The following is a 25,103-nucleotide window of genomic DNA, read 5'->3' on the forward strand; positions in this document are numbered from 1 at the left end:
CACACGTAGCGGGGCGTCCATCGCGGGCGCCCCGCTCTTACGCATGCACTGAGGAGAGAGCATGAGCGACAGCTTCGCCCCGGAGTTCCGCGAATGGCCGAAGACGCCGCGCCTGTTCCGGGACATCGTGGTTACCGAAAAGATTGACGGCACGAACGCCGCAATCCACATCGAGCGCGGGACGGCGATTGAGTACGCCGCCGTCTTCGACGCCTACCCGCTGAAGCCGTGGGAGATCTGGGACGGCGAGCACGTGTGGCGCATCGCGGCTCAGTCGCGGAAGCGGCTGATCACCCCGGAGAGCGACAACTACGGCTTTGCTCGCTGGGTCCGCGAGAACGCCGCGGAGCTCGTCAAGATCCTGGGTCCGGGCCTGCACTTCGGCGAGTGGTGGGGCCAGGGGATCCAGCGGCGCTACGGCCTGGATCACAAGCGGTTCAGCCTCTTCAACACCGCGCGGTGGTACGAGACGGCGGAGGACGGCCTGGACTCCATGGCGACGAGGGCGGAGCTGTCGTCGCTCGCCGGACAGATCGGCGCCGTTCCGGTCCTGTACGAGGGCCCGTTCCGGGAGGCCGAGATCACGTCATGGCTGGGGAGTCTCCGTGAATTCGGCAGCATGGCAGCTCCCGGCTTCATGAACCCCGAAGGCATCTGCGTCTATCACACGCAGACCCGCGGGGTCTTCAAGGTCACGCTCGACAACAACGACGCGGGGAAGTGGGAGGCAGCATGACGTACCGACTGGCCGGAGTCGCCGTCCTGGCGGCGTTCATCGTCATCATGGTCGGCTGCCAGGCCGAAGTGGACGAGTGGTCGCAGGCCCCGGACACGGGGATTGAGATCGACGTCGACGCCCCGAAGGTGAAGAAGCCGAAGGCGCCCACCTACAAGGCGCCGAAGCCGGCCTACAAGGCGCCGTCGACGTCGAAGGCGAGACGCTGATGGGTGGCGCCGGGGGAGGGGCCGCGCTGGTCCTGATCGTGATCGTTCTCCTGCTCTGTTCAGGCAACTCGAAGGGAAGTTCATGACCCTCGAAGAGCACGCCCGCGCCATCGAAGAGGCGATTCAGGCAGCCGCGGACGACGGCTTCTACCTGGACAACGGCAACAGCAACGGCGTCCGCGCCCTGGAGCTGAACAAGGTTGACGACTACGGCGCCCCGCTGACGTGGGAAACGCTGACGCTTCCTTACAACCCGATGGACTGACGCGAGTCACACACGCACGACCTAGCCCCCGGTTGCTTCGGCGCCGGGGGCTTTCGGCGTAGGAGCAGACGAGAGGAGAGCCACATGAAGCGCTCACTGAGCACCATCCACACCGCCGACGGTTCGATCGTCACCGTTCGCCGGCGCGGTCTGGAGTACGACCTGGAGACCGTCAACGCGCGGGGCGAGACCATCGCGACCGTCGTCATGAACCAGGACGACCTCCACGCTCTGTACAGCGAAATGGACGAGTACACGGAGAACGACGCCTACGACGAGGGCTACCAGGATGGCTACCGCGACGCGCAGGGGGAGGCGGCGTGACCCACATCGGGCAGTGCGTCAACGACACCGACGGAGACGGCGACTGCGCCGCGTGCGCGCGGAACCCGAACGCCCCATGTCGGACGACCGGGTTGCCGGAGGTCGACACCTGCTGCGTCGGATGCGGCGAACCGCAGGACAACGGCCAGGCGCACGGCTACGGCGCGGAGTTCGGGGGGTGCGTCTGATGCACATCGGACGCTCCTTCGACGGCCCTGGCCACGTCGAAGCAACCTGCCCGTGCCCGCTCGCCCCGTGCGGCCTAGTCGACACGGACGACGTCGACGAGGCGTGCGAGCAGCACCCGCCCACGCGGTGCAAGACGATCCGCACCGGCCACCCTGCGGACGCTTGTCCCGGGACGGGGAGGGCCGTCGTCGTCGCCATGGGCAAGACGGAGGCTGCTCATCAGGCCGTCATCGACGCTGCAGCGATGGGAGAGTCGGCAGGGACCGTGAACTTCTCCCTCTTCGGCGCTCTCGACGACTACCGCGCGGCCGTGGAGCACGAGGCCGCGGAGCGGATTCGTGAGGACTCCTGGAGCCGCCGGGATCGCTGGGGCCGGTACGAGAACGAGCAACGTGAAGCGGGTCAGTGCCATGGTGCCGACCTGATCGATCCGGAGGTCCCCTGATGGGCCGCCTATTCGTCCACTGCCCGATGGGCCGTCCCGGTCCTCCGGGAATTGGTGACGGCTGTGGGCACTTCGAGCGCCTGGAGCTGGCGGACAGCCGACCGGCATACGAGTCCATGCGACGCCATCTGTCGGGACTTCACGGCGGGTTCGCCTACACCCCGGAGGAAGTGACGCGGATGCTGTCAGACCTTCAGGTCTGGACACCGATCCGCATCACGCCGAAGGAGGCCGACTGCTACACGCACTGCGATCACGATCCGCACGATGTTCGGGGCGGGCGCTGCTACGGCAACGGGCCATTCCGTCAGGTACCGCGAATTGACTACTGGCCTCCGTTGCGGGGCGACGAGGACGAGGAGGACTGATGCACTCCCGTGGCGGCACATGCCCGCGCTGTAAGGGCTACACCGGCTTCAGCGTGCGCGGCGGGGACGACCCGAAGCTGTACCAGCACCGCACGCCGGAGCCGTTCCGCTCGCGGTGCCCCGCCGGCGGCGTCACGTGGAGCGAGGCGAGAGCCGGATGGACAGCGCTCAGCTTGCGCACCTACCGATGGCTACTGATCAACAAGCCCGACGAGGCGCCGGCGTATCGGGCGGCGCGGATCAAGGAGGAGGAGCAGTGACCCAGATCGACGCCGGCGAGCGCCCGGCAGAAGCGCGCGTCATGGACCGCGGAGACCTCTTCCGCGCCGCGCACGCGCTCGTGAAGAGCCTGGAGTGGGACGAGGCGTTCAGCGTCTACGACGTGCTGCAGGTGTCGAAGTTCCTGGAGGAGGAGAGCGAATGAGCATGGCAGACCTCGTAGCGGCTGGCGCGCCGGAGCTGCCGCCCGGCTACTTCTACCGGGTGAGGCCGAAGTCCTTTGGGCTGCTGAAGGTAGAGATCCGGCGTCAAGGCCGATGGCTCTCTTCGTGCGTGGAGGACGTGTGCATTCGCCCCGCCAACTATGCGACGGCAGAACGCGCGATCGTGGCGGCGTGCGTTCAGGCCGTGGAGTGGTGGGGCGAACGGCAGGCAGACGCGAAGGCTCTTGCTGAAGCGCGGGCGTTCACCGGAGACCACGACCCGAAGGGCGGGCGCTGATGTTCGGGCAGAAGCAGCCTCCGACGCCGGAGGAGATCCGGCACCAGGTGTCCACGGCGATGCTGGACGTCGTTGGCGCCCTCCAGCCCATCTACGACGCGGCCGACGGCATCAAACGCGACCTGGAGTCGCGGGGTTGGTCGCCGACCATGGCGGAGCAGGCGGCCGGAACGTGGCTGTGCGCGGCGCTGAAGACGGTGATGGGCGGTGGCGGGTGACCCTAGCCAACCCCCGCCGCATCAGCCTGGCGGAGGCCGTACAGAGGGAGTTCGAGCGCACCCACCCGGGCGGGAAGGGTGCGCTTCTCTGCGTCCAGTGTCGGCGCCGGAAGGACCGACTGGAGTTCCGCGAGACGCCGTGGCACGGCCGCGCAGCGTGCTGCTCGTCCTGTGAAGGCGATCAGTGGCGGCAGCACCTGGACGCCCGCACGTGGTGGGAGCTCGTCCAGGCCCGGGAGAAGCTCCGGGCTTACCAGCGGTACGCGAGCTACCTGAAGCTGCAGCAACTGGCCCCGCGTCGCTGGGTCTACGGAATCGATCAGCTGGAGGAGAGATGACAGCCATCCCGGAGCACGAAGTCCAGGACTACGCGCTTGACGTCCTGGGGGAGTGGATCAAGGGCTACGAGACGCCCGAAGAAGGGCCGCAGCGCCGGTACCGGCTCCTGTCGTTTTCCGACGACGGGCGCAGCGTCGACGTCCGCGTAGAGACCTGCGACCCGCTTCCGTCGGAGCCGCAGGACTTCCGTATCTGGCTGGAGGTAGAGGCGCTGTGACCGTCGAACTTGTTCGGTCCGCCCCATATCTGACGTTCACGGCGGGCCCTTTCGTGCACCACGTGAACATCGTGACGCGGGACATCGGATGCACCATCGGCACGGAGCTGCGCTACGACGGGGTGGCTGGTCTGGGTACCCACAGCGTCCCCCTTGTCTCGTACCGGCCCGGGACGCGGTACCACGACGTGGCGGAGGAGTGCGCCAGTCAGCACCTGGAAGCCGCGCTGGAGCGTGCGCAGGTATCCACTCGCGTTGACGCAGTCGACGTAGAGACCCTGGCGCTGTGTCTGGCCGACGTCGTGCAGGAAGCCGGGTGCCGGCTTTGGGACCCCAACGCAAAGGAGGAAGACGCATGGTGACCCCGCTCCCCGGGGACTTCGCCCTGACGAAGATCCGCGGCATCACCGGCGCCTTCGTGTCCGCCGGCCAGGCCCTCGTGGGCGACGCTGCGCCCGTACAGCACGCCTTCGTGTACGTCGGGGACGGCCAGATCGTTCAGGCCATGCCTGGCGGGGCGGAGTTGATCCGCCTGGAGGATGCGTCGGAGCCCGTCGTGTGGTCGACGGGGCTGGTCCCGCTGCAGACCTGGCAGCGGCTGAGGATCGTCGACGCCGCGCGGGAGCTCGTCGGCACGCCGTACAGCTTCCTCGACTACGTCTCCATCGGTCTGGCCCACTTCCGTGTACGCCCCACGTGGGTGCGCGACTTCATCGCGGACACGGGCCACATGATCTGTTCGCAGCTTGTCGACGAGGTCTACCTCCGTGCCGGCGTGCATCTCTTCGACGACGGCCGACTTCCGGGCGACGTCACGCCGGGGGATCTCTGGAAGCTGCTCCAGGCGAGGAAGCGTGTGACATCGGCGGACAAGGATCTGTGGAGGTTGGCGGATGGGGCTGCGTGATCGGTTGTACGACGTCGTGGAGAACGTGCACGCGCACCCTCGTGTGCACTCGTCGACGTGGGTGGGCGACCTGATGGACGCCGTCTCGCCGGAACTGGAGGTGAGGGACTCGGAGATCGCGCGCCTGAAGGATCTCCTGCGCGTCGAGAACAAGCGCGCTGATGACGCCATCCGCCGGGAGACGGTGGCTGAGGAGCACGCGGAGGAACTGACTGCGAAGGTGGTAGAGCGGGACGGCCTCCTCGAGCGTGCCGGAGAGCTCTATCTGATGTTCAAGCGGCTCCGCGAGGAGGAGGCGGACCGCGCTGACCGCTACCGCCTGGCGTGGCTCTCTGCTCGTCGACGGGCCGCGGATGAATCCAACTTTGGCCTGGAGGCGTTGGAGCTGAAGAACGCGGAGATCCGTCGCCTGAAGGCGCAACTGGACGCCCTCCGCAAGTCGACTGACGGAGCTCCGCGCCTGGAGTGCATGGGCACGGAGGAGGACGGCAGCACCGTGTGGCGCCTGGCCAACGGCTCTGACGTCGCCCTGCCGACGATCCGTCGCGGGCTGGAGTACTGATGGCGCGGACGCGAGTGGAACTCCTGAAAGTCACCCGACACATTCCAGCGCTGACGCCACATAACTAAGGCGTAGGGCGCGCAGCCCAACGGCACACACTCACACGTCACCTACGAGAGGCACTCACACACATGGCGAACAACATCGGCCGCATCTGGGAGACCGACCCCGACAGCAAGCCTCGCGAGCGTCAGTTCAGTGAGGACTTCGTGGGCCGCTTCCGGTCTGGCCGGCTGGTCGGGAAGCAGCCCGAATCCCTGAACGAGTGGCGCGTCACGACCGGTGACCCGGTCGTCGCGGAGAAGATCGCGGAGCTCATGGGCGGCGCCGCGGAGGAGTGGGACACCGACAAGGAAGACAACCTGGAGATCCTGACCGACTCCGCGTCTGTGGAGATCATCATCGAGTCGTCGCACAAGATCGACGCCTCCATGAAGCTTTTCGGCATGTCCGGCCTCGTCCACCACTGCGACGGCGTGGAGTTCCTGTCGCCGGAGGAGGACAAGGGTCAGCCCTGCGGCTGCCCGAAGCTCCTCCAGGACCGCAAGGACAAGGCGAAGTCGGGGCGCGGCCCGAAGCCGTCCATCGACGTCGTCTTCAAGCTGGCGGATGCGCCGGAGCTGGGGCTCTTCCGCTTCAACTCCGGCTCCTGGGAGCTCGTCAAGGTGCTCCACACCGTCATCGCCGACGTGGACAAGGTCGGCGGCGCGACGGAGGAGGCGACGGGCGGCCCGGTCCGGGCGACGCTCTCCATCGAAAACGTCTCCTACACCACGAAGGCCGGCCGCGACGTCAGCTACAACAAGCCGGTCATCAAGGTCCTGAGCACCTACGAGGCCGCACAGCCCCTGGCCGACGCCGCCTGATCCACCTGCAACGCACTGCGCCCGCTCCTCCCGAATTGCGGTCGGGAGGGGCGGGCGTTCTCACGATTCTACGCACACAAGAGGAGAGAGGATGCCGATCCTTGAGCTTTGCGCAGGGTACGGCGGGCTTGGGATTGCCGTTGAAGCACTGACCGGCGACAAGGTCACGGTAGTGGCCGAAGTCCACGGCGCCGCCTGCCGAGTCATGGCCCACCGATTCCCTGACGCCCCGAACATCGGCGACGTTCGCTACCAGAACTGGGGCGCGTTGCTGGACGAGGGAATCGACACCATCACGGCCGGTTTCCCGTGCCAGGACATCAGCAACGCAGGACGCCGGGAGGGAATCAAGGGTGAGCGCTCCGGTATCTGGTTCAACATCGCCGACGGGATACGGGTTCTTCGACCGCGACACGTCTTCCTGGAGAACGTGGGAGCACTCCGAAATCGGGGACAAGGCCACGTGCTCCGTTCGCTTCACGAGATCGAGTACAGCGCTTCGTGGCTTTCTCTTCGAGCTTCCGACATCGGGGCTCCGCACCATCGCGACCGGTGGTTCTGCTACGCCACACCTTCCGACGCCGACGGTATCTGACGCTACCCGCGGCCCGGACTTCGCTAAGCGGGACCGGGAAGGGTCCGGTGGAGACGACCTCGTGACTGCGCTCGCGCGTCTCTTCCCGCGGGAGAAGGCGGAGAAGATCTTCAAGACGCCGACGGCGAACCTGGCATCGAACGGAAGCGCGCAGCATCCGGACAAGCGCAAGGCTGGAGGACACGGGCCGACCCTGGAGGACGAAGTCTGTTTCCTCCTGAACGTCGACCCGGACGACGTCGCCGACGACGGGCCGCATTCGCCGGCCGAATGGTGGGGCGAGTTCGCCACCTGCGTCTACCGGTGGGAAGTTTTCATGGGCCGACAGGCCCCGGTGCCGCTGGTGCGCGGCCCGCGGGGCGGCTTGAAGCTGGCCCCGAAGTTCGCTGAGTGGATGATGGGCCTACCCGATGGGTGGGTCACCGACGTCCCGGACCTCACGCGTGAAGAGCAGATCGGCCGTATCGGAAACGGCGTCTGCCCACAGCAGGCACACCACGCCTTCGGGTTCCTTCGGGAGCAACTGAAGAAGGCACTCACGGAGGAGAGCACAGATGGGTAAAGCCCGACTCACTGACTTCACGGGCGCGGAGATCCGCCCGGGAGTCGTCATCGCGTACCCGACCCGACAGGGCAACGTCGTCCGCAACAGCGAAGCCATCGTCCTGGAGACGATGAGCGACAAGTCCACGGGACGTGTCGTCCCCATGCTGAAGGTTCGCCCGACGGGCCGTGACTCCGGCTTCATCGCGCGCAAGACGCTCGCGGCGCAGAAGGTCAGCGCGGAGCACGTCGTCGTGATCGGAGAGGCGGAGGCGAAGTGACGGAGTTCAAGGCTGGCGACAAGGTGAACCATCGCGCTTACGGTGCCGGGGAGATCACCTACGGCCCGTTCCGCGGAGCGTTCATCGAGACGGCGTATCTGACGCGATTCGGCAACGGTCGCGAGCGCGTTGTGAACGTGGAGGCGCTGACTGCGTTCCCCGCGTTCGCCGTCGGCGACGAGGCGGACTACTTCCCCGGTGCCGTCTTCAGCTACCCGGGCACCCGCGTCAGGCTCGTGGCCGGCCCGTTCAAGTCGGAGCACCACGACACGGCCATCTGGGTCGTGGAGAAGGCCAACGGCACGCACATGACGCCGACGGAGAACGCGCTCCGGAAGGTGGACGAGCCTGCTCCGGACACCTACACGCACGGCGGTGTGACATACGACCTGACGGCGAGCTACCGCGACACCGACGGCGACGTCTGGAAGTTCAAGCGCTTCGACACGGGGGTCCGCGGTGAGTACGGCTACTACAACTGGGACGACGTCAGCAGGTACAGCCCGCTGATGTCCTCCGTCGTAGACAACCACGGTCCGCTGGAGCGCGTCGACAACTGACATTCACAACCCCTCAGCCCCCGGTGACTTCGGTCCCGGGGGCTTTCGGCGTAGGAGGACTCATGGCCAAACAGATCCAGAAGCAACCGCAGCCGGCGCCACGTCCACCCGCGCCGATCGACACCCGGACGCCGTCAGGGCGCCCGATGCCGTACTGAGGAGAGGGAGGAGACGTGGCACAGAGCATTGACGCGCACGCGGCTGCGATCGAGGCGGCAATCTGGGCCGCCCGCGTCGACGGCTTCGAGCTGTGTGACGACGACGGCTACATCATCTGGCGCGCGGATCTCTGGGAGATCCGGGACGGCCAGGGGACGACTTCCGGGCAGTACGCCTGCCGACGGAGAGCCTGGAGGAGCAGTGAGCGCCACAGACGAGCGCCGCAACGGCCTGCCCGGACGACAACTTGTCGTTAGCTCCGTCCCGGGTCGAAAGGGCAAGTGGCTCTGTACCGTCAACGGATCCGTCTTCCACAGCCTGGCGAAGTTCCGGGATCAGGACGCCGTGGACGAGTTCTTCAAGTGGGTCACGGAGAACGAGGGCAAGTACCTGCGGCGGGGTGAGGACGAGTGAGCGCCGTCCACCTGATCGACGACGCCAACGCCCCCGCGCTGGGCGACGTCCGTGACGCCGGCCCCGGTGACCTGATCTACATCCGCCCCGCAGCGACGTCGCGCCGCGACTTCCCGAAGTACTGGGAGGCCGTTGGCGTGGCGCTGAAGCGCGGGGCACTCGTGCACGTGATGAATCGAGAGGAGAGGTAGTGGCCAAATACACCATCCCGCTGAACGGCTACGCGAGCGCGACGCTCACGATCGAGACTGACGAGACCGATCCGGAGTTGATCCTCGAAGAGGCGCTGAACCAGGGTGTTCCCGGCATCTGCGCTCAGTGCTCCGGGTGGGGGCGTCCGTTCTCGATCGAGCTGGGCGACGAGTGGGAGGAGACCCGCAAGCCGGACGGCACTCCTGAGATCTACGAGGGGGCCTGATGGCGCGGCAGATGGTCGGTGACGACGACGAAGTGTTCCGCATCCGGCTCGTAGAGAAGGAGCGGGAGTGGGACGACGAGCTCCGTAGGTGGGTGGATACCGACGAGACACGGACGCGGTTCTTCGGCCCGTACAACTCCATCGGCGCCGCTCGCGGACAGCGGACGTCGCTGGGCTACGTCGACTACTGGGATCCGGAGACAGAAGAGAAGGTGCGCATGATGCGCAGCGGCGTCGTCTCGTGCCGGATCCAGAAGGCACACACCACATGGGAGGACGTGAACTGATGGGCGTCTTCGACGGTGGCACCCACCGCGTATCCATCCGCTGGAAGAGCGGCAGCGAGGACGACGTGTACCCCGACAACGTGGAACGGTGCGTTGCCGACCTTCGGGTAGACCCGGACGTGAAGGCCGTGGAGACCCGCTGGGTCCACTACGTACAGGGGGATGTCGACAGCGCCCTGTCGTTCGGCGATTACTGGGGCGACGAGGAGGACGACGAATGAGGTCCTACTTCCGCCCGCGCAAGGAACACAAGATCTGCCTCTACCTGACGCCGGACGAGGCCGCGGACTTCCTGGAGTCCCTGGACTGCCTGCCGCACGAGGCACACCCAACGCTGGTGAAGGCGAAGCGGATGCTGAACCGCGCCTTCGACGAGTTCGAGGAGACGCAGTGAGCTACATCGACGTCTACACCTACGACGGCGACCCGGAGGAGTACGGCCGCGACGAGCCGGAGACCGTCGGCAAGCGTGAAGCCGGGCACCGGAGCTTCACCGACGGCGAGGAGCTGGACGCCGTGTCGTACATCACCGGCCTTCTGTCCCGCGGCGTGCACTTCGACGTGCGACACACGATCTTCTGAGGAGCGTCCATGTACCGCGTAGTACAGACGAAGGAAGCCTTCCGCTACCCGGAGGGTACGACGTGGGGCCCGTACCTCGAAGAGGTCGACGCGCAGGAGCGGCTCGCCTCCATCCGTCGCCACGAAGGGGACGGCGTCATCGAGTCGGGCGAGTTCGGCGCACCCTGCGGGCTGACGCACGTCGACGCCGGCGGACCGGGAGGGGTGCTCACGAATGCCTGAGTGGAAGGGCGGTAGCTTCGTGAGGCTCTTCCGCAGACGGAGGCCGAAGCAGGAGCTGCCGCCCCGACACATCAGCGTGTCCTACGCGCGGGACCCGGACAGGCACAGACTGGACCTTGCCGGGAACATCGCAGACACCTACTGGTTCCTGCGGCCGACGGGCTACGAGATGGTCGACTGGCGCACGCCGCCGCTGGTGCTGACGTTCAGGGGACCTGACGGGGACGAGTTCACCGCGCGCATGGGCGACACGCTCGTCCGTTCTGGGCCTGAGTTCGGATCCCGCGTGTGGGCCGAAAGGGTGTGATGCAGCTCACATGCGAACTGTCGTCATAGTTTCAAGTATCGGCGCTCTCACCCGGCATGGAACCAACCACAGGAGGATTCATGACCGTCCCTGAGCAGCGTCTGGCACCGACCGTGGAGGCGGATGCGACCTACTCGGAGATCGTCGCCCGCCTCATCAACTGCCCGACGCCGGCACAGGTTCACGCCGCACTGGCCCACCACGCGGCGTACATCAGGGCGAAGGCCGCAACGGAGAACGTCCTCTGCTTCGACGGGAAGTCGGCCGTCGTGGAAGACGAGCCGCAGCTCGTCGACCGCGCGGAGGACAGCCTCCTCTACGAGGTCTGGGTGAAACGGGAGGAGGAGGGCCCATGAAGCACCCGCTGGAGGAAGGTCTTCAGCGCGTATGGCCACAGCCTGACACGGAGCCGGTCGATTTCGACCGGCCCCGCTGTGTTTACGCCTCGTGGCCCTGGCTGACGGAGGAGTTCATGAGGGAGGCGGAGCGCGGATGACGATGGTCATCGACGGCGAGAACTACGAGATCAGCCCCGAAGCATGGGAGATCTTCGAGGGTTGGCGCGACAAGGCGTACCGGGACGCATGGGTCGTGGAGTCCATCGAGTGGGCCGTCCGGAAGCAGGTGGTCGCCGATCTGAAGGCGAAGGCCGCGAAGGACTGGCCTGGCATCGGCAACTTCCTGGCGGACATCCTCTTCGTGGTGAGAGGCGGTGCTGATGGCGAACCCGAGCAAGGCTAAGGGCACCGCCTGGGAGTCGGACGTCGTCGCCTACCTCCGCGAGAAGCACAATCCCGCGGCCCGTCGCAACGTTCAGATGGGCTCGAAGGACATCGGGGACATCGACGGCTACTACCTCCACGCCCTGGAGGCGAAGGCAGAGAAGGAGATCACCCTCTCCTCCTACATCGCACAGGCCAACCGGGAGGCCATACACGCCGGCGCCCCGTTCGGCTGCGCCGTCGTGAAGCGCCGCATGAAGGGTACGCGTGACGCCTACGTCGTGCGGGATCTGGCCACGGACGTGCGGCTGATAAACCGGCTGAAGATCATGGAGGAGGCGCTCCAGGACGCCGACTTCGGCCGCTGGTTCGACATCGACGAGGAACTGCGGGAGGCAGCGTGAAACAGGCAGTCATCGAGTTCTCAGGGACTCTCACCGTCTACCCCGACGGAGACGAGTACGAGGGAGGAGAGATGTCCGATCGCGACGCACAGGGCTGGGTGTGGCACGCACTCGCCCGCGGGGACAAGCACGCGGGCAACTACCTGACGTCGGGCGGCGTCACGTCCGTCACCTACGAGGACTACGACGAAGACGAGTAGCCCAACAACCGAACACTGACCGACAGGGGCGTCCTCCGGGGCGCCCCTTCGGCATGCATGAGAGAGGGGAGAGACCTTGAAGCTGACGGACATCCTGGCGCGCCTGGACGGAGTGGAGGAGGACCACGACGGCTACCTTGCGTTGTGCCCAGTGCACAACGACCAGAACCACCCGTCGTTGAAGCTCACGCTGAAGGAGAACGGGAAGCTCCTGATCGTCTGTCGGACTGGCTGCGACCCGGAGAAGATCCGGCGGAAGCTGGACCTGACCCTGTCGGACCTCTTCGACGTCGACGGCCAGGGCTCGAAGACCGTCAGCGCGAAGGCACCGGAGGCCATAGGCGTCGCTGAGATCGCGGGTCTTCGGGTGTTCGTCGACGAGACAACGGAGGCGCTGGACGCCGACGACGCAGAGGCGGCACGCAACTACCTGTTCGACCGCTTTGGCGTGACGGCGGAGCTGGCGGAAGATCTGGGCGTTGGCTACTGCGCACGAGGGGCGCGCCCTCAGCCGTGGCTCTCCCGGGGCTTCACTCGGTACCCGCGGGTGACCGTCCCCTTCGCTGGTTTCGACGGCGTGATCCGTGGCCTTCAGGGACGGGACCTCTCTGGCAAGTGCCCCGCTCGCTGGGTCGGCCTGACGAACGTGGAAGGGCGAACGTGGGCGAAGTACGGCGTCCTGCGATCGGGCGCCGGCTTCGACACGGTCCTGATCTGTGAGGGCCCCGGGGACGCTCTGACGGCCGTCGGTGCGGGCTATGACTCCGTGGCCATCCGCGGCGCAGGGCTGGCCCGGAACGCCGCCCTCGTGGCGGAACTGGCGACCGGGCTGCAAGGACTGGACGTCGTGATGGCCGGCGACCGTGACAACGGCGGCAGGGGATTCAACGACGCGTTGGCCGTGGCTCTCGTTCGGGCCGGTGTCATGGTTCGTCGTCTGGAGATCCCGCACGACGGGGACGACCTGACGGACTGGCGGGAGCGTGACACGGAGAACTTCCCGACGGCTCTCCACGCTGCCGTTCGCGCGGCCGTGGTCGTGGAGCTGGAGCAGCCCGCGGAGAAGTCTGCCGCCTCGTCGGATGTGGAGGAGGCGGGTACAGACGCCGCCCTTCAGACGATGTCCGCGAACGCGCGCGAGATGTTCGACGCCACTGACGTCGGCCTGGCCGTCCGTCTGCGCGACTACATGCGCCGCACGGGTGGGGGAGTGAGGTACGCCCGCGGACTGGGCTACCTCGTCTGGGACGGGAAGATCTGGGTCTCTGGCGACAGCACGGTCCGGGAAGCACTTCACCGCATGGGCGCGGAGATGATCGCGGACGGGACGGACTTCGAGCGCCGTCTCGCGCTGAAGGCTCTGACCAACCGACACATCGAAGGGATTCTGAAGGAGCTGCCGTCGGTGCCCGGAGTGCCGGCGAAGGCGGAAGACTTCGACGCCCACCCGGAACTGATCTCCGTGGCGAACGGAACGATCAACCTCCGCACCGGGCAGATCCACCCGCACACTCCGACAGACATGATCACGAAGCGGCTTGACGTCGCGTACCGCCCGGATGCTCCGGCGGCCCGGTGGGAGGCGTTCCTGACGGAGATCTTCCCCAACCACCCGGAACTCCCTGCGTACATGCGGCGGCTCGTCGGCTACGGGATCACGGGATCGACGGCTGAGCAGTGCTTTGCCTTCATGCACGGCCAAGGGAGCAACGGCAAGAGCGTGTTCCTGGACGCGATCCTCCACGTCTTCCGCGGCGTCACGAAGTCGACGGAGTTCTCCACCTTCGAGCAGCGCACGGCCGTCGGCCAGGCGTCGCCGGAGCTCGCATCCCTCCGCGGGGCGCGGCTCGTGACGGCGTCGGAGACGGAGAAGTACAGCCGTCTTGCGGAGGCCCTCGTGAAGCAACTGACTGGCGGCGACCCGGTGACGTGTCGCTTCCTGAATCAGAATCCGTTCACCTACGTTCCGTCGTTCCTGCTCCTCGTCGCCGGCAACTACAAGCCGGCGATCCTGTCGCAGGATCTGGGTGTCTGGCGCCGGGTGAAGCTCATCCCCTTCGAAGCCACGTTCCGACGCGGTTCGACGGCGGACACGTCTCTCCCTGCGAAGCTGCGGGACGAGGCGGAGGGAATCCTGGCGTGGGCAGTCCGCGGCGCGCAGGAGTGGTACGCGAGCGGCCTGGAGGAGCCGACGTCGGTTCAGTCCGCGACGCAGGACTACCGCGAATCTGAGGACCGGCTGGCGGAGTTCATCGCCGCCCGCCTCGTCCAGGAGGACGGCGCTCGCGTCGCTCCGATGGCCATCCGTCGGGCCTACGCGGAGTGGGCGGAGGACGCCGGGCTCAGTCGGAAGGAAGTGCTCTCCGGCTGGGCGCTGGGCGTGGAGCTGGAGTCCCGCGGCTTCGCGAAGGACAGGCGCCGGAAGGCATGGGGATTCAACGGGATCCGGCTCATGACGGACGCGGAGCAGACGTCCGCAAGTCGACTTGCGGAGGCCGTCGACGAGGACGAGGCGCCGGAAGAGCCGGACGCCGCGACAGACATCTTCGGGCAGGCACGAGAGGAGGCAACGGCGTGAAGTACTTCCCGTACACCGTCGCAGGCGAAGAGACCATGACTCGCGTTCCGGAGACGGCTGCGGACCTGGACGAGTTCCGCATGTGGGTGGAGCAGAAGGCGTCGGCCGGCGAGATGATCGGCTCCGACACAGAAACCAGCGGGCTCCAGACGTTCTCTCCGACATACCGCCTTCGCACGGTGCAGTTCGGCGACGCGCGGAACGCGTGGGTCCTTCAGACGGAGGCTCGACCGGAGATGCAGGAGGCGGCCCGGTGGGCGCTCCTGACGTTGCCGCTCCTCGTGTTCCACAATGCACCGTTCGACCTCCTCGTCCTGGACCGCCACCTTCGGGTACCGCTGGCGACGCTGGCACCGAAGGTGACGGACTCAAAGATTATCGCTCACCTGTTCGATCCGCGACCCAAACACGAGGGAGGGTACGGACTTGCCCTGAAGGAGCTCTGCGCGCGAGACGTCGACCCGTCGGCGCCGGACACGCAGGGCGACTTGACTGCCGTCTTCCGCTCCATCGGGGAGACGAAGGCGACGGGGTGGGCGAAAATCGACATCAACCACCCGACCTACCTCCAGTACGCCGGCCTTGACGCGATCCTCGTGTCTCGGCTCCTTCCCATTCTCCGTAAGCGACTCGCGGACGCAGGCGTACCGCAGCGCCTCGTCGACTTCGAACACCGGGTCATGCTCGTGTGCGCGAAGATGGAGCGCCGCGGAATGCTCGTCGACCAGGGCTACGTCCGCACTCTCGTCGACCGGCTGCAGGAGGAGGCGACCCTCCATGCGGACCGGGCGAAGGAATACGGCGTAACGTCCGTCAACGCTCCGAAGCAGGTGTCCGAAGCCCTTGTTGGCATGGGGGAGACGCTAACGGAGACCACTGACAGCGGAGCTCTGAAGGTCGATAAGAGCATCCTTCTGGACCTGGCCGACCTGGACCAGAACTGGCAGCCGCGCGGGACTAGGAAGCCGAACCTGCTCGCGGACGCTGTCCTCCGGTCAAAGCGGGCAGGGAAGTGGCGGACGTCCTACGGGATCCCGATGCGGGATGACCTGGACTCCGATGGTCGCGTTCACGCGAAGATCAACTCACTCCAGGCTCGGACAGCTCGCATGTCCGTCGCCGGGCCGCCCTTCCAGCAACTCCCGTCGGGAGACTGGACCATCCGTCGGGCGATCCTCCCCGACGTCGGGCACCGCATCTTCTCCGTGGACTACTCCGCGGTGGAAATGCGCGTCCTGGCGGCCCTGGCGGACGAGAGCGTCATGAAGCGCGCCATCGCGGAGGGGCGGGACCTCCACGGCTTCACGGCGGAGCTCATCTACGGCCCCGACTACACGAGCTTCCACCGGAAGCTGTGCAAGGGAGTCGGCTTCGGAAAGGTGTACGGCGGAGGCGCGTTGACGCTCAGCCGCCAGACCGGAGCCCCGCTCCCCGACGTGAAGAAGGCCATCGGCGCCTACGACCGCACGTATCGCGGCATCAAGCGGTACTCGTCGAAGCTGCAGCGTGAAGCCCGCGCTGACGGTTACATCGTATGGACGCCCGTCGGCCGGCGGCTGCCGCTGGACCGCGACCGGGTGTACGCGGCGACGAACTACGCCGTCCAGTCGACGGCCCGGGACGTCCTGTGTCAGGCCCTGATCGACATGGACGACAGGGGCCTGACGGAGTACCTCCTTCTGCCGATCCATGACGAGGCGCTTGGCTGCGCCCCGGACGACATCGCGGACGACGTCGCGAGGGAAGTGGGGGAGGCCATGGCGATGGACTTCTTCGGCGTCCCGCTCGAAACGGCCCCGGAGGTCGGCGGCAGGAGCTGGGGCTCTCTCTACATGAAGAAGGCGGAGACGATGATCGAGCATGACCCGTGGTACGCGGCGCATCCGGACGAGGCGCGCGCCGCGGAGGAGCGACGCAAGTGACGCGCATGACGGCCCCGCCGCCAACTGTGCGGCGGGGCTCCGGTGTTGGCCGGCGTCTGGCGGAAAAGCGCCCGACCGACGTCCGCCCGGTGATCCGTCCCATGCGCATCACGCCGTCCTTCCGGCCTCCGGAGCCCCCGCACGGCCCCTCCCTAAGTGACACAGCGCGACGGTGGGAGGAGTCAGAGGAGTTCGCCTGTGCCTACTGTGACTCCGCCTTCGACGGAAAGGTTGTACGCGCGGAGGCGGACCACATCATTCCCCTTGCGAGGGGCGGCGTTCACGAGTGGTTCAACCTGGCCCCCGCGTGTCAGGACTGCAACCGCCTGAAGTCAGACCTGGATTGGGGCTCCTGGCTGCAGGTTCTCAGAGAGTGGACAGCTACGTAGCGCCACCTGACGGGTACGTTCCGGATTCGCGAAGCACGCGACACGCCCACACATGTCCTTCACAAGGTAACGGTTCCATAACGGGAATCGTTGAAGGCTCATTTGTGCCGACCGACATAACCGCAGGTGAAGTAGGTCGGCCGACATAAACCCAGCCTCGTGAAGATCTTCCATGGTGGGCAAACCGGTACATACCCGCGGTAACAGTGAACATGTTTCGGACTCTTGGCAATTGCCCGTGGAGGTTTGGTGACCTACAGTCCTGATTCAGTCGCAGATGGACAACGACTCGAAGCCCTGATGGACACGCTCGAACGTGATCTCGCAGAGCTCCGTCAGATGGTGTCCGCCTACGGCGACGCAGTAACCATGCCGGGCCGCCGACAGCCCGGAGTGGATGAGGACGGAACAGGCCGGCAGGCGACGCACGGACCATCCCGCCCGACTGAGCGCACGGCCCTGGACGAGGCCCGGAGCGCTCTACAGCGAGAACTCAACAGAGGCGCTGTGAATCTTCCGTACGCAATCGCGGTCGTTCGCGGCGTCATCGCTTCTATGGACCGGGCCCTCTCGATATGGGAGGGGGAGGAGCCGGCCCCTATCCCCGGGGGGATGCATTGATCATGCTGACTGGCCCACAGGGCACGCCAGAGCAGCGCGGAGACCTAGCAGAGCTCGCCGGCTTCGTCGGAGCGGTAACGGCGCAGTGTCAGGGCTTCAACTGGACAGCTGTGACGGAGCTGTTCCGCACACCCGACTGGGAGACGTGTTCCACCGCTTGCGCTGACGTCGACGTCGCGACGGCGATGGGTGTTCCGGTCCACGACCTGAAGATCTGACCTCCGCAAGTCGACTAGCGGAGATACAGCCCCCGTTCCTGCGAGGGACGGGGGCTTCTTCGACCCTGCCGCGTGAATCTCGCGCGCTCATTGAAGCACAGCTACCGGCGAGTAAGCCAGTCATGCCTAAGTTCGGATCACACTCTGTGGTCCAGGTCACAAAAGTCACCCGACACATTCTCCGCCCTACGCCCCATAACTCAGTCACACCGCGAAGCACACACGAGGAGAACGACATGACCACTGCATCGGTTACGGACACTCAGATCGTCGCGGCCCAGGGCGGAGACCAGGACGCCATGTGGGAGATCATCAGTGCATACGAGCCGATGCTCCGGAGTGCGGTCCGCTCAGCGGCCCCCGCTGCCGGCCCGGACGACGTGGAGGATTTGCTCCAGGAAGCGCGCGCCGTCCTGATCCAGCACGTGCACCGCTACGAGTCGTCCTCCAGCTCCGCTCAGCTCTACACCTACGCGCACCGCGCGGTGCGGCGGGCGGTAGCGGAAGAGTGGACGCGCACGAGCAGCGCCCTGACGGTGGACCCGTCCATCGTCCTCCGCGTGAAGCACGCGCTGTGGGAGTCCAGTGGCTCCATCGACGAGGCGTGGGAGTCGATCAACGCCGGCGTGGAGAGCGGCAACATCGTGAGCCGTGAGCGCTTCATGTCGGCCATCGACGCCCTGATGGGCGCGGAGTCGCTGGAAGCGCCGCTGGCGGACGACGCTGACGGGGCGACCCTCGCGGACACCATCCCGGACGCCTCCAGCGACTTCACGTCCGCCACGGAGCGCCGCGACCTGGCGCGCTACCTGCTCGACTCGATCGCTCCGCGTCAAGCCTTCGCGCTCCGGTCCTACTACGGGATTCAGATGCAGCGTCAGGAGGACTCCGCTACCGGCTTCGCGCTGGGAGTGACGCCCGCACAGGTCCGCCTTCTCCGTAGCCGCGGAGTCGCCCGCGCTCAGGAAATCGCCAAGTTCCGCAACATCGCTGCGTGAAGCACCCACGACTAGGAGACCGACCATGACCCGACGACTGCCGTCCCTGGACGCCTACGACGTTCAGGGAGTCCGCCCTGACGAAGCCGCCCTGTGGGGCGACGACGTGCGCTACGCCGTCGACGAGCTCGAAGAGCTCCACGCCGACGACCTGAACGACCTCCGCTAGTCGACTAGCGGAGCTTCGAGAACGAGCTGAGGAGAGAACATGACGGAGACATTCCGTGCACAGTGCCGCTGGGAGCCCCGCGACTTCCTGAAGGCGCACGTCGTCGGGGACAGCGTGCACGTGGACACGTACTTCGGCGACGAGAGGGTAGATGCTGTATCCCTTTCCTCTGCGAAGGCCCGCACCTTCGCCCGCGGACTGCTCGCCCTGGCCGACGGGATCGACGGGGGAGAGGACCCGGAGCTGAAGGTTCAGGCCGACGACGACGCGGCACAGGCCATCAAGGCCGGCGACCGGGTGCGCGTCCTGTACGAACGGGCGGACGGTGCCAACGTCAGGGCCGGCGACGTCTTCACGGTCCGAAGCATCAGCCCGCACAGCGTGTACACGGACCGGGGCGGGCTGCAGCCCGGGGAATGGGCCTTCGACCCGAACAAGGTGGAGAAGGTCGTCGACGAGCCCCTGAAGGCGGCCGACGCTCCTTCCTCCGTTGCCCCGGACCGCGTAGCCCTCCTGGAGGAGGCGCGCCGACTGGCGGGCGAACTGGCCCCGGCGTCGGCTGTCCTGGAGTTCGCTCGATTCCTGGCGGGGGAGTGACGACGATGGCGGACATCAAGGTCGGAGACGAGGTTCGCGTCATCCGGAACACCTACGAATACGAGGGGGACGAGAACATCGGTCGCGTCGGGAAGCTGCTGAAGGTCGACACGGACGAGCAGCCGTACCTCGTCGAATTCGACGACCGCACAGATTGGTGGTGCGCTGACGTGGAACCGATCGTCCCGCCGTCGACGGAAGACGCCGAAGCGCCGGACCGCGAAGCCTTCGTCTCCCGCGCGAGAGAGCTCCTGCGCGGCACGCAGTACGACGCGTCAGACCTGATCCGCATGGCGGAGTTTCTCGCCGGCGGGAGCTGACGAGCCGGAGGCCCGGGGCGACTTGCTCCGGGCCTCTTCGCGTAGCTCCGTAAGTCGACTAGCGGAGGTTGACGGGTAGGGGTTGTGTCGGCCGACAGAACCTGTCATAGTCGAGTCACGCCAGAGACTCACGGAGGGTCCGGCGGAGGAGGAGACATGAAGACGAAGACGATGAGGCGGACGTTCCTCCGCACGCACCGGTACGGCATGACGCTCCAGGGCGACATGAAGCGTCGGTTCGGGGCTGAGCGCTACGTCCGCAGCCCGCAGGGTCGGGAGTTGCTCGCGTCGAACATGGTCTACCGCAAGCGCTACGCGTAGCACTTCGCCCCGCATAGGCAAGCCCACACGGTGCCCCCAGCACCCGGGCGCGCGGTTCGAATCCGCGGCGGGGCACTCGAAGCACCCACACAACCTCCGTCGAAGGAGCAGCCATGTCCGCAACGAAGCTGACGGCCGGCGACCGCGTCAAGATCACCGACAATCCGGGGCGCGTCCTCGTCGGAGTCACCGGCATCCTGGACGAGATCGACTATGAGGACGTGCTCCAGCCCTACCGCATCCTGACGGAGGACGGTCACATCGTCTGGGCCGCCGTCGTGGAGCCCGCCCCGGAGCGGGCGAAGCGCGGCGTGAGCTGTCTCCGATCCGCGCTCGTCACCGCCTGTGCCGTCGCCGTCTCCATCTTCAGCCTGCAGTCCCTGGAGTCGACGGAGACCACCAACCCGCCCATGGCGCCTGCCCCGTGGGTCGTCTCCCGCGGCCCCGTGGAGCCCTACAAGCCGGAGCCCACGGTTCGCCCGTCGACGAACACGACCCGCGCGGGGGAGCGGAAGCAGCTCCGTCCGACAGCCCGTCCCACGGAGCGCGTCGCCACCCCGTCGAAGATGCCGGCGAAGAAGCACCCGATAGCGAAGCCGCCCGCGGACGTCCGGATCTCGTTCTACAAGAACTGCACTGGGTTTGCTCAGTCGTGCATCGACGACGGCCACCTGACGATGTACGCCGGGAACATCCTGGCCGGTCACAACTACATGGGCTACCAGTGGCTGAGCCGCGTCCCCGTCGGCCGCACGGTCCGCGTGATCTCCGGCCCGCTCGCCGGCACCTACAAGGTGTACGGCCACAAGCGACTGAACCGTCAGGGCGGGTCCATCCCCGACTTCGGCGGAGCCGCCCTCGTCCTGCAGACGTGTGAGGGGAGCGGGACGGGGTTCTCGCTCCTGAAGCGCGTCTGACCAGCCACACATCACTCACCCTTCGAACCGAGGAGACGCCATGCGCATGCTCGGACGCTTCTGTCCCGACGGCCCGGGAGGACGGGACTGCTCGTGCTGCGGGCAGGCACCGGGGAAGTCGCGCACGGCCGCCCGTCGCGCTCAGCGCCGGCGGGAGCGGACCTCGTGGCGACGGCTCGTAAAGCCGCTGAAGGGAATTCGCCCGCAGTAGTTGTGTCGGCCGACATAACTGTGTCATAGTTGCCTTACCGCGAAGGACTGATGAAGGAGTAGCCATGGAGACGATCCCCACCGCCGAAGACATCAAGGGCCGTCGCGTGGTTCGGTTCTCCGCCGGGCACCTTGCTGAGCACACGAATTGGACTGGCGTACTGGTCGGTTACAACACCCTGTACGACACGGTTCACGTGTACGTCGACGCTCCGGGCAACTCAGAGTCGGGCAGCAAGATCACGTACAGTCGCAAGGATGTTGAGTGGTTCGATCCGAAGGCCGCGGAGGAGGTCGCGGGCGAGACTGTTCAGTACCGCGAGACGACGATCACCGTCGCCGGCGTCGCTCACGTCGTCCGCACGGAGCGCACGGGGACCGTGAAGCAGTTGGAGGCGGCGCACACGAAGGCCGTAAAGGCGACGATCGTTGACGCACGCCGCGCCAACCTGCCCACCTTCATCGCGGCTGCGGAAGCGGCGGAGCTGAAGGCGAAAAAGAGTCCCGGGTCGTGGCTACTGAAGGAAGCCGCGAAGGACGCCCGCAACATCGTCCGTCGCGCGGAGCGTGGGACCTGCCACTCCCACACGTCCCCGTGGGCCGCGAGTCTGAAGCCGCTCCCGAAGGTCCGCTTTACGGCGGAGATTCCCAGCTATCTCGTGGAGGTAGCCCCGGGTCACTACGCGACGGAGGAAGCCGCGGAGCAGCTCACCATTTGCTGAACCGCCCTGGAGCCCCTGCGAATTGCGGTCGCGGGGGCTCCTTCATCAACGTTTGGCACTCACGACGGAGAAGGAACGATGCAGTTCGAAGAGCGCTACTACGTCACCACCACGACCGCTGAGGGCATCGCCACGTCGGAGGGCTTCGACGACATGGCGGAGGCGCTGGAGGACTACACCGTCGCCTCTCGCGCGCTGCAGCGCGGGGAGAAGGTCGCGCTGTCCCGCACCACCTACGTCACGCTTGCCTCCGCGGCGAAGGCCCGGTGACGGCCATGGAATCGACCACTCACCCCGCGGACGACGCGAACGCCACGGCCGACGAGCTCATCCGACGCGCGCAGGCGGACCGCGAAGCCGCGCGGGAGTCGCGCGACTGGCAGACCAGCCGCGACGACGCCGGCGTCCGCCAGGAGGCGGCGTGACGTACCGCGTGACCTTCGAGCGCGGATCCTCCGTCCTCGTCGACGACGTGGCACAGCGCCACTTCCTCCGCCAGGCCGTGAGGCGCGGGGACGAGGTCACGAGGGTCCGCAGAGGGCACGTCGTGACGTTGCCTGGGGGAGCGCTCGTGGCGCTGATCGCGGAAGCTCCGTAAGTCGACTAGCGGAGGTTGGCGTTAGGGGTTGTGGTGGCCGACACAACTGTGTCATAGTCATCTGACCGCGAAGGACTAGCGAAGGAGCCGAGAATGAACCCGATGGTCATGGACCTCATCCGCGAACTGGGTACGGACGAGTGCATCGCCGACATGGAGGCCGCGCTGTCGCAGGACGTTGTCACCGTCGACACTCTCACCGACGAGGCGCCGCGACGGACCGGGATGCACATCGACCCGAGCGAGCACTACGACACCCGCCCCGTCGTGAGGGCGCTGAAGGCGATGACGGACGAGGCCCTCCGGCGCCGCATCAGGTTCATCCTGGACGGTGGATGCGCTGAGACCCGCGACGAGGACGGACGCCTGTACCAGTACAGCATTCTGATCACCCGTGAGCGGATCGCGCGTCGCCTGGACATCTGACGTCGCTCCGGAGCCCCTGTCAATTGCGGAGACAGGGGCTCCACCCGTACCCACAATCCACGCACACGATCTGAGGAGCCATGACTACCACCCGACTGCCCTGGCACGTGAGGGCCGCACGTAAACACGGTCAGACGGCCGTTCTGTATGCCGCCCTGGCGTTGTCCGCACCGGGGGAGTACGAGCTGGCAATCATGGCCGGCTGGGACGAGAGCGTTGCGTGGCTGATGCCTGCCGTTCTGAGTCTCTACGCCGCGATCGGCGCGAGCGTTTCGAAGTCGCAGAAGGAGGCAGCGCGCAACGCCGTCGGAACGCCGCTGGAAGCGGAGGCGAAACGACGTTCCCGCAACGCAACGTGGGGCGCCCTTCTGGCGTTGTTCATGGCAACGGCCGCGCAGATCGCGGAACACGTGCTGACAACTGGCGCAACGGGAGCGCGGGCATTGGTCGTGATCGTTGTCTCCGCCGTTCCGCCGTTGGTCGCCGCCCACGTCCTGCACATCGACCCCCCAACGGAGTTGCCGGCCGACGTTCCGCGCGAGGCACCCGCGCAGGAGGTCCAGGCGCCCGCTGAGGAGCCCGTCATGGAGCCGGCGAAGGACGAGGCGGACGAGCCCATCAGCGCCCCGGAGAAGCCGATCCTGAGCACCTACGCGGAGGTTGCGGAGGCTCTGGACGTGGCACCGGAGACTGTCCGCGGCTGGAAGGCGCAGGGGAAGGTCAAGGCGTACCCCGGTCCGACGGCGAACAGCGTGCTCGTCGACATGCGGGAGTGCCAGAGTGTGAAGGCTCGTCGACCCGTCAGCGTGTGAGGAGAGAGTGATGGAGTTCAAGCTCGAAGATATCGACGGCGGGCTAGGACCGTTCGAGACGGTCGCGGTAGCGGCGGGATCCCACAGTCTGGGCCCTGACGGGTCGGTAATGGTGGAAGGTGCAGAACGGGCCTACCTGGCACCCGCGCAAGCGCGTGAGCTGGCGGCCGCCCTTCTCCGCGCCGCCGACGAGGCGGAACGGCGGTAACCCAACGGCAACTGACACACAAGAGAGCCCCCTCCGGGTACATCGGAGGGGGCTCTTTGCGTTGCAGGCTACACGTCTCCGCGCTTCAGGGCGTCGACGAAGACGCCCCACCCGCTGTCTGCGAAGACGATTGCCGGTCCCGCGGTCCGCTTCGAGTCACGCACCGGCATCGCGCCGGCCACGTCGTGGGCGACCTCCACGCAATCGCCCTGCGCGCCGGAGTAGCTGCTCTTCGTCCACGCCAGGCCGGCAGTGGAGGAGTTGGGGATGATCATAGGTTGTCCTTCACTTGCTTGATGAGGTCGGCTGACGCTTCGAGCGGGAGGGCCGTAGCCCGAAGGTGCTCGAACGCGTTCCGGTACGTCGCCACGTCCCCGGGGTCCTCCACGTAGAGCATGGCTGTCAGGCTCTCCAGTAGAGCGACGTCCAGGTCCGCAGACTCAGGAAATCCAATCACGGTGAAAGGACCCTGAAGGCCAGGGTGGGGCTCCGCGTTGAGCGGCAACACCTGTATCGAGACGTTCGGCAGGTCGCGACGGTCCAAGAGATGCTGCAGCTGATCACGCATCGCTCCGGGCGCCGTCAGCCGCGGATGGAGCGCCGCCTCGTGGACGATCGCCCACAGCTCCAGCGGCTCCGGACGGGTGAGGACCGACTGTCGCGCGGTGCGCACGTCAACGAGGGCCGACACCTGATCCGCAGACAGCGCCACGTTCAACGCGCTGATCGTCGCGCGAGCGTATGCCGGAGCCTGAAGGAGGCCCGGAATGAGCGACGTCTGGTAGCTGCTGAAGGACGACGCCTCAGCCTCCAGGCTGATGAGGTCCGCATACGCCGGCGTGATGGTGTCGCGGTACGGCTGCCACCAACCGCGCTTGGAGCCCTCCCTGGAGAGGCTGTGGAGGAGTGCGCGTTTGGCCACGTCGTCGACTCCGTAGAGGTCCAGGAGCGCGTCCAGGTCGTCCGCCTTGACGCCGATCCGGGCCGTCTCGATGCGGCTCACCTTCGCGGCCGGCAG

General features: G+C 66.7%; 53 protein-coding genes. 50 read left to right on the top strand and 3 right to left on the bottom strand.

The features are described 5' to 3' along the window. Positions 1-61 precede the first annotated feature (61 nt). From ACIQMR_RS35255 to ACIQMR_RS35435, 37 genes are all read left to right on the top strand, one after another. Positions 62-736 carry an RNA ligase family protein gene (locus ACIQMR_RS35255; RefSeq protein WP_401396360.1) on the top strand — a complete coding sequence of 225 codons (675 nt, stop codon included), beginning with the start codon at positions 62-64 and terminating at the stop codon, positions 734-736. Continuing rightward, positions 733-945 (top strand): hypothetical protein, encoded by a 213-nt coding sequence (locus tag ACIQMR_RS35260; RefSeq protein ID WP_401396363.1) that lies wholly within the window; start codon positions 733-735, stop codon positions 943-945. Before ACIQMR_RS35255 ends, ACIQMR_RS35260 begins: the two co-directional genes overlap by 4 nt. An 82-nt stretch (positions 946-1,027) precedes the next feature. Continuing rightward, a complete protein-coding gene (locus ACIQMR_RS35265) occupies positions 1,028-1,210 on the top strand; it encodes a hypothetical protein (RefSeq protein WP_401396365.1) in 183 nt (60 codons plus the stop codon). An 84-nt stretch (positions 1,211-1,294) separates the two neighbouring features. Then, positions 1,295-1,534 (top strand): hypothetical protein, encoded by a 240-nt coding sequence (locus ACIQMR_RS35270; RefSeq protein ID WP_401396368.1) that lies wholly within the window; start codon positions 1,295-1,297, stop codon positions 1,532-1,534. Further along, entirely contained in the window at positions 1,531-1,722 is a 192-nt protein-coding gene (locus ACIQMR_RS35275; RefSeq protein WP_401396371.1) for a hypothetical protein, read from the top strand. Before ACIQMR_RS35270 ends, ACIQMR_RS35275 begins: the two co-directional genes overlap by 4 nt. Continuing rightward, positions 1,722-2,168: a hypothetical protein gene (locus ACIQMR_RS35280; protein WP_401396374.1), complete on the top strand. Its 447-nt coding sequence runs from the start codon at positions 1,722-1,724 to the stop codon at positions 2,166-2,168. The genes ACIQMR_RS35275 and ACIQMR_RS35280 overlap by 1 nt, the downstream gene beginning before the upstream one ends. 116 nt (positions 2,169-2,284) lie before the next feature. Further along, positions 2,285-2,536, top strand: a complete 252-nt coding sequence (locus tag ACIQMR_RS35285) for a hypothetical protein (protein ID WP_401396377.1) — start codon at positions 2,285-2,287, stop codon at positions 2,534-2,536. Next, positions 2,536-2,796, top strand: coding sequence for a hypothetical protein (locus tag ACIQMR_RS35290; RefSeq protein ID WP_401396379.1), 261 nt, complete (start codon positions 2,536-2,538; stop codon positions 2,794-2,796). The genes ACIQMR_RS35285 and ACIQMR_RS35290 overlap by 1 nt, the downstream gene beginning before the upstream one ends. Further along, positions 2,793-2,960 (top strand): hypothetical protein, encoded by a 168-nt coding sequence (locus ACIQMR_RS35295; protein WP_401396382.1) that lies wholly within the window; start codon positions 2,793-2,795, stop codon positions 2,958-2,960. Before ACIQMR_RS35290 ends, ACIQMR_RS35295 begins: the two co-directional genes overlap by 4 nt. Further along, on the top strand, positions 2,957-3,256 hold the full coding sequence (locus ACIQMR_RS35300) for a hypothetical protein (RefSeq protein WP_401396385.1): 300 nt from the start codon (positions 2,957-2,959) through the stop codon (positions 3,254-3,256). Before ACIQMR_RS35295 ends, ACIQMR_RS35300 begins: the two co-directional genes overlap by 4 nt. After that, a complete protein-coding gene (locus ACIQMR_RS35305; RefSeq protein WP_401396387.1) occupies positions 3,256-3,474 on the top strand; it encodes a hypothetical protein in 219 nt (72 codons plus the stop codon). The genes ACIQMR_RS35300 and ACIQMR_RS35305 overlap by 1 nt, the downstream gene beginning before the upstream one ends. Next, positions 3,471-3,812: a hypothetical protein gene (locus tag ACIQMR_RS35310; RefSeq protein WP_401396390.1), complete on the top strand. Its 342-nt coding sequence runs from the start codon at positions 3,471-3,473 to the stop codon at positions 3,810-3,812. Before ACIQMR_RS35305 ends, ACIQMR_RS35310 begins: the two co-directional genes overlap by 4 nt. Beyond that, entirely contained in the window at positions 3,809-4,030 is a 222-nt protein-coding gene (locus ACIQMR_RS35315; protein WP_401396392.1) for a hypothetical protein, read from the top strand. The genes ACIQMR_RS35310 and ACIQMR_RS35315 overlap by 4 nt, the downstream gene beginning before the upstream one ends. A gap of 62 nt (positions 4,031-4,092) precedes the next feature. After that, on the top strand, positions 4,093-4,392 hold the full coding sequence (locus ACIQMR_RS35320) for a hypothetical protein (protein WP_401396395.1): 300 nt from the start codon (positions 4,093-4,095) through the stop codon (positions 4,390-4,392). Next, on the top strand, positions 4,386-4,937 hold the full coding sequence (locus ACIQMR_RS35325) for a hypothetical protein (RefSeq protein ID WP_401396398.1): 552 nt from the start codon (positions 4,386-4,388) through the stop codon (positions 4,935-4,937). Before ACIQMR_RS35320 ends, ACIQMR_RS35325 begins: the two co-directional genes overlap by 7 nt. Before the next feature lie 16 nt (positions 4,938-4,953). Beyond that, complete coding sequence (locus tag ACIQMR_RS35330) at positions 4,954-5,499, top strand: hypothetical protein (RefSeq protein ID WP_401396401.1); 546 nt, start codon at positions 4,954-4,956, stop codon at positions 5,497-5,499. Between the two features lie 131 nt (positions 5,500-5,630). Next, entirely contained in the window at positions 5,631-6,365 is a 735-nt protein-coding gene (locus ACIQMR_RS35335; RefSeq protein ID WP_401396404.1) for a hypothetical protein, read from the top strand. A 91-nt stretch (positions 6,366-6,456) separates the two neighbouring features. Continuing rightward, positions 6,457-6,960, top strand: coding sequence for a DNA cytosine methyltransferase (locus tag ACIQMR_RS35340; protein ID WP_401396406.1), 504 nt, complete (start codon positions 6,457-6,459; stop codon positions 6,958-6,960). Positions 6,961-7,021: 61 nt separating this feature from the next. Then, on the top strand, positions 7,022-7,522 hold the full coding sequence (locus tag ACIQMR_RS35345; protein ID WP_401396409.1) for a DNA (cytosine-5-)-methyltransferase: 501 nt from the start codon (positions 7,022-7,024) through the stop codon (positions 7,520-7,522). Continuing rightward, complete coding sequence (locus ACIQMR_RS35350; RefSeq protein ID WP_401396411.1) at positions 7,515-7,784, top strand: hypothetical protein; 270 nt, start codon at positions 7,515-7,517, stop codon at positions 7,782-7,784. The genes ACIQMR_RS35345 and ACIQMR_RS35350 overlap by 8 nt, the downstream gene beginning before the upstream one ends. Further along, entirely contained in the window at positions 7,781-8,344 is a 564-nt protein-coding gene (locus tag ACIQMR_RS35355; RefSeq protein ID WP_401396414.1) for a phiSA1p31-related protein, read from the top strand. Before ACIQMR_RS35350 ends, ACIQMR_RS35355 begins: the two co-directional genes overlap by 4 nt. A gap of 360 nt (positions 8,345-8,704) precedes the next feature. Continuing rightward, entirely contained in the window at positions 8,705-8,917 is a 213-nt protein-coding gene (locus ACIQMR_RS35360) for a hypothetical protein (RefSeq protein ID WP_401396417.1), read from the top strand. Then, on the top strand, positions 8,914-9,108 hold the full coding sequence (locus ACIQMR_RS35365; RefSeq protein WP_401396420.1) for a hypothetical protein: 195 nt from the start codon (positions 8,914-8,916) through the stop codon (positions 9,106-9,108). The genes ACIQMR_RS35360 and ACIQMR_RS35365 overlap by 4 nt, the downstream gene beginning before the upstream one ends. Next, positions 9,108-9,335, top strand: a complete 228-nt coding sequence (locus tag ACIQMR_RS35370; RefSeq protein ID WP_401396422.1) for a hypothetical protein — start codon at positions 9,108-9,110, stop codon at positions 9,333-9,335. The genes ACIQMR_RS35365 and ACIQMR_RS35370 overlap by 1 nt, the downstream gene beginning before the upstream one ends. Then, positions 9,335-9,622: a hypothetical protein gene (locus ACIQMR_RS35375; protein ID WP_401396425.1), complete on the top strand. Its 288-nt coding sequence runs from the start codon at positions 9,335-9,337 to the stop codon at positions 9,620-9,622. The genes ACIQMR_RS35370 and ACIQMR_RS35375 overlap by 1 nt, the downstream gene beginning before the upstream one ends. Next, complete coding sequence (locus tag ACIQMR_RS35380) at positions 9,604-9,843, top strand: hypothetical protein (protein WP_401396427.1); 240 nt, start codon at positions 9,604-9,606, stop codon at positions 9,841-9,843. Before ACIQMR_RS35375 ends, ACIQMR_RS35380 begins: the two co-directional genes overlap by 19 nt. Further along, positions 9,840-10,016, top strand: coding sequence for a hypothetical protein (locus tag ACIQMR_RS35385; protein ID WP_401396429.1), 177 nt, complete (start codon positions 9,840-9,842; stop codon positions 10,014-10,016). Before ACIQMR_RS35380 ends, ACIQMR_RS35385 begins: the two co-directional genes overlap by 4 nt. Next, positions 10,013-10,204, top strand: a complete 192-nt coding sequence (locus ACIQMR_RS35390; protein WP_401396432.1) for a hypothetical protein — start codon at positions 10,013-10,015, stop codon at positions 10,202-10,204. The genes ACIQMR_RS35385 and ACIQMR_RS35390 overlap by 4 nt, the downstream gene beginning before the upstream one ends. Positions 10,205-10,213: 9 nt before the next feature. Beyond that, the gene (locus ACIQMR_RS35395; protein ID WP_401396434.1) at positions 10,214-10,426 is read left to right on the top strand and encodes a hypothetical protein; all 213 of its coding nucleotides are present in this window, start codon (positions 10,214-10,216) and stop codon (positions 10,424-10,426) included. Next, positions 10,419-10,733 carry a hypothetical protein gene (locus ACIQMR_RS35400; RefSeq protein ID WP_401396437.1) on the top strand — a complete coding sequence of 105 codons (315 nt, stop codon included), beginning with the start codon at positions 10,419-10,421 and terminating at the stop codon, positions 10,731-10,733. Before ACIQMR_RS35395 ends, ACIQMR_RS35400 begins: the two co-directional genes overlap by 8 nt. A gap of 80 nt (positions 10,734-10,813) precedes the next feature. Beyond that, positions 10,814-11,089: a hypothetical protein gene (locus ACIQMR_RS35405; protein ID WP_401396440.1), complete on the top strand. Its 276-nt coding sequence runs from the start codon at positions 10,814-10,816 to the stop codon at positions 11,087-11,089. A 136-nt stretch (positions 11,090-11,225) separates the two neighbouring features. Beyond that, entirely contained in the window at positions 11,226-11,474 is a 249-nt protein-coding gene (locus tag ACIQMR_RS35410; protein ID WP_401396443.1) for a hypothetical protein, read from the top strand. After that, positions 11,452-11,859, top strand: coding sequence for a hypothetical protein (locus ACIQMR_RS35415; RefSeq protein ID WP_401396446.1), 408 nt, complete (start codon positions 11,452-11,454; stop codon positions 11,857-11,859). The genes ACIQMR_RS35410 and ACIQMR_RS35415 overlap by 23 nt, the downstream gene beginning before the upstream one ends. Further along, positions 11,856-12,059, top strand: a complete 204-nt coding sequence (locus tag ACIQMR_RS35420; protein WP_401396448.1) for a hypothetical protein — start codon at positions 11,856-11,858, stop codon at positions 12,057-12,059. The genes ACIQMR_RS35415 and ACIQMR_RS35420 overlap by 4 nt, the downstream gene beginning before the upstream one ends. 76 nt (positions 12,060-12,135) lie before the next feature. Continuing rightward, positions 12,136-14,637 carry a phage/plasmid primase, P4 family gene (locus tag ACIQMR_RS35425; RefSeq protein WP_401396451.1) on the top strand — a complete coding sequence of 834 codons (2,502 nt, stop codon included), beginning with the start codon at positions 12,136-12,138 and terminating at the stop codon, positions 14,635-14,637. Continuing rightward, the gene (locus ACIQMR_RS35430) at positions 14,634-16,559 is read left to right on the top strand and encodes a DNA polymerase (RefSeq protein WP_401396454.1); all 1,926 of its coding nucleotides are present in this window, start codon (positions 14,634-14,636) and stop codon (positions 16,557-16,559) included. Before ACIQMR_RS35425 ends, ACIQMR_RS35430 begins: the two co-directional genes overlap by 4 nt. A gap of 101 nt (positions 16,560-16,660) precedes the next feature. Next, positions 16,661-16,948, top strand: coding sequence for an HNH endonuclease (locus tag ACIQMR_RS35435; RefSeq protein ID WP_401396457.1), 288 nt, complete (start codon positions 16,661-16,663; stop codon positions 16,946-16,948). Between the two features lie 267 nt (positions 16,949-17,215). On the opposite strand, the gene ACIQMR_RS35440 is transcribed toward ACIQMR_RS35435, so the two are convergent. After that, the gene (locus ACIQMR_RS35440; protein WP_401396460.1) at positions 17,216-17,377 is read right to left on the bottom strand and encodes a hypothetical protein; all 162 of its coding nucleotides are present in this window, start codon (positions 17,375-17,377) and stop codon (positions 17,216-17,218) included. Positions 17,378-18,023: 646 nt separating this feature from the next. Between ACIQMR_RS35440 and ACIQMR_RS35445 the strand changes: the two genes are divergently transcribed. From ACIQMR_RS35445 to ACIQMR_RS35505, 13 genes are all read left to right on the top strand, one after another. Beyond that, positions 18,024-18,785 (top strand): sigma-70 family RNA polymerase sigma factor, encoded by a 762-nt coding sequence (locus ACIQMR_RS35445; RefSeq protein ID WP_401396463.1) that lies wholly within the window; start codon positions 18,024-18,026, stop codon positions 18,783-18,785. 25 nt (positions 18,786-18,810) lie between these two features. Next, positions 18,811-18,954, top strand: coding sequence for a hypothetical protein (locus ACIQMR_RS35450; RefSeq protein ID WP_401396466.1), 144 nt, complete (start codon positions 18,811-18,813; stop codon positions 18,952-18,954). A gap of 39 nt (positions 18,955-18,993) precedes the next feature. Next, positions 18,994-19,551, top strand: a complete 558-nt coding sequence (locus ACIQMR_RS35455) for a hypothetical protein (RefSeq protein ID WP_401396468.1) — start codon at positions 18,994-18,996, stop codon at positions 19,549-19,551. Positions 19,552-19,556: 5 nt separating this feature from the next. Beyond that, a complete protein-coding gene (locus ACIQMR_RS35460) occupies positions 19,557-19,871 on the top strand; it encodes a hypothetical protein (RefSeq protein WP_401396471.1) in 315 nt (104 codons plus the stop codon). 156 nt (positions 19,872-20,027) lie between these two features. Further along, on the top strand, positions 20,028-20,192 hold the full coding sequence (locus ACIQMR_RS35465) for a hypothetical protein (RefSeq protein WP_401396473.1): 165 nt from the start codon (positions 20,028-20,030) through the stop codon (positions 20,190-20,192). A gap of 113 nt (positions 20,193-20,305) precedes the next feature. Beyond that, complete coding sequence (locus tag ACIQMR_RS35470; RefSeq protein ID WP_401396475.1) at positions 20,306-21,109, top strand: hypothetical protein; 804 nt, start codon at positions 20,306-20,308, stop codon at positions 21,107-21,109. 275 nt (positions 21,110-21,384) lie between these two features. Beyond that, positions 21,385-22,041: a hypothetical protein gene (locus tag ACIQMR_RS35475; protein ID WP_401396477.1), complete on the top strand. Its 657-nt coding sequence runs from the start codon at positions 21,385-21,387 to the stop codon at positions 22,039-22,041. Between the two features lie 78 nt (positions 22,042-22,119). Further along, a complete protein-coding gene (locus ACIQMR_RS35480; protein ID WP_401396480.1) occupies positions 22,120-22,311 on the top strand; it encodes a hypothetical protein in 192 nt (63 codons plus the stop codon). 5 nt (positions 22,312-22,316) lie between these two features. Then, complete coding sequence (locus tag ACIQMR_RS35485; protein ID WP_401396483.1) at positions 22,317-22,466, top strand: hypothetical protein; 150 nt, start codon at positions 22,317-22,319, stop codon at positions 22,464-22,466. Next, positions 22,463-22,639 carry a hypothetical protein gene (locus ACIQMR_RS35490; RefSeq protein WP_401396486.1) on the top strand — a complete coding sequence of 59 codons (177 nt, stop codon included), beginning with the start codon at positions 22,463-22,465 and terminating at the stop codon, positions 22,637-22,639. The genes ACIQMR_RS35485 and ACIQMR_RS35490 overlap by 4 nt, the downstream gene beginning before the upstream one ends. 93 nt (positions 22,640-22,732) lie before the next feature. After that, the gene (locus tag ACIQMR_RS35495; protein ID WP_401396488.1) at positions 22,733-23,065 is read left to right on the top strand and encodes a hypothetical protein; all 333 of its coding nucleotides are present in this window, start codon (positions 22,733-22,735) and stop codon (positions 23,063-23,065) included. An 80-nt stretch (positions 23,066-23,145) separates the two neighbouring features. After that, a complete protein-coding gene (locus tag ACIQMR_RS35500; protein ID WP_401396491.1) occupies positions 23,146-23,877 on the top strand; it encodes a hypothetical protein in 732 nt (243 codons plus the stop codon). A 10-nt stretch (positions 23,878-23,887) separates the two neighbouring features. Further along, the gene (locus ACIQMR_RS35505; protein WP_401396494.1) at positions 23,888-24,085 is read left to right on the top strand and encodes a hypothetical protein; all 198 of its coding nucleotides are present in this window, start codon (positions 23,888-23,890) and stop codon (positions 24,083-24,085) included. 68 nt (positions 24,086-24,153) lie between these two features. Here ACIQMR_RS35505 and ACIQMR_RS35510 read toward each other — a convergent pair whose 3' ends face one another. Both ACIQMR_RS35510 and ACIQMR_RS35515 read right to left on the bottom strand, forming a co-directional pair. Continuing rightward, on the bottom strand, positions 24,154-24,360 hold the full coding sequence (locus ACIQMR_RS35510; RefSeq protein ID WP_401396497.1) for a DUF397 domain-containing protein: 207 nt from the start codon (positions 24,358-24,360) through the stop codon (positions 24,154-24,156). Then, the coding region (locus ACIQMR_RS35515) for a DUF5753 domain-containing protein (protein WP_401396500.1) at positions 24,357-25,103 on the bottom strand (747 nt) is incomplete at its 5' end. The genes ACIQMR_RS35515 and ACIQMR_RS35510, both read right to left, overlap by 4 nt.

This window comes from Streptomyces sp. NPDC091376 (genome assembly GCF_044757085.1).
In the GTDB taxonomy this organism is placed as follows: Bacteria; Actinomycetota; Actinomycetes; order Streptomycetales; family Streptomycetaceae; genus Streptomyces; species Streptomyces pratisoli.